At 51.9% G+C, this 1,429-nt stretch carries 1 protein-coding gene; it reads left to right on the top strand.

The window, feature by feature from the left end; translation table 11 throughout:
• The first annotated feature begins 51 nt into the window (after positions 1-51).
• A protein-coding gene (locus AC2TEM_RS21360) for an IS3 family transposase (RefSeq protein ID WP_480856419.1) occupies positions 52-1,406 on the top strand; the annotation gives its coding sequence in 2 pieces (ribosomal slippage) (positions 52-541 and positions 541-1,406; 1,356 coding nt in all).
• Positions 1,407-1,429: the final 23 nt, after the last annotated feature.

Below are 1,429 nucleotides of genomic sequence, written 5' to 3'. Positions count from 1 at the left end.
TGAACTGCACCCCAAAAGTTGGACACTCATCCAACCTTTGGGGTGTTTTTCATGACGAAATACGATGTACGGTTCAAAATCAACTTGGTCAAGCAGTATCTGTCGGGAAGCAATGGTTATCGAGAGCTGGTCTCAGCCTATGGGATAGAACACTCCCAGCTACGCCGTTGGGTTGCGAGCTATCATCTACACGGCCTATCCGGATTAGAGAAAAAGCACCGCTTTTACAACGCGGAATTTAAGCTGAAGGTTCTCCAACACATCGCGCGCGAGGGCTTATCCGATCGGCATGCTGCCGCGCTCTATGACATTCGCAGCACAGGTTCTATAGGGAAATGGCGCCGCGAGTATGATAAGGGCGGATTAGTAGCGTTAACGCCCCGTCGTAAAGGTAGACCCATGAAGCCCCCAACTCCCCCATCCAAGTCTGAAGCGTCCGATGAAACGCGCATGCAAAAAGCGCTACTTGAAGAGCTGGCGTACTTGCGTGCGGAGAACGCCTACCTAAAAAAACTGAAGGCCTTATCCGAGGCGGAACGGAACGCAGCGCTGGTGAAAAAGCGCAAGTGCTCCAAGGGTTAAGGCCAGATTATCCGCTGGGGTTACTGCTACGAGCGGCGGGGCTGTCTCGCAGCACGTTCTACTACCATGTCAAAGCGATGAGTACACAGGACAAGTACGCTGCCATCAAATCGAAGATTCGTATGCTCTATGAGCGCCATCAAGGCCGCTACGGTTATCGGCGTATAACAGCCGCGTTACGTCAAGCGGGGGAAATGATCAATCACAAGTCGGTTCAGCGTTTGATGCAGCAGCTCGGTTTACAGTCGCTGGTGCGGCCCAAGAAATATCGATCCTATCGAGGGGCGGTGGGTCGAATTGCGCCTAATTTACTTGAACGCCAGTTCCAAGCCGAGCGGCCTAACCAAAAATGGGTGACTGATGTGACAGAGTTCCATGTCAACGGCCAAAAGCTGTACCTCTCGCCGGTCATGGACTTATATAACGGTGAAATCATCGCCTGGCACACGGAACGGCGTCCTGTGTTCCGCCTGGTGAGCAGCATGCTCCAAAAAGCCTTCTCGCGGCTCAAGCTGTCGGAAAAACCGCTACTGCACTCCGACCAGGGCTGGCAGTATCAACAGACCATGTATCGAAAACTGCTACATGAGCATGCGGTTGTGCAAAGCATGTCCAGGAAAGGAAACTGCCTGGACAATGCTGCGATGGAAAGCTTCTTCGGCACGCTAAAGTCTGAGTTCTTCTACCTGAACCACTTCGAGAGCATTGAGCAACTGCAGACGGGCATCCGTCAATATATCCACTATTACAATCACGAACGCATTAGAACAAAGCTAAAAGGCCTGAGCCCGGTGCAATACCGAAATCAGGCCTTGCTCATCTAATTTAACTGTCCAACTTTATGGGG

It is taken from the genome of Ruegeria sp. HKCCD3925, from assembly GCF_057221175.1.
Note: the sequence above shows the minus strand (reverse complement) of the source record. Positions and strands in the feature narration are given on the sequence as shown.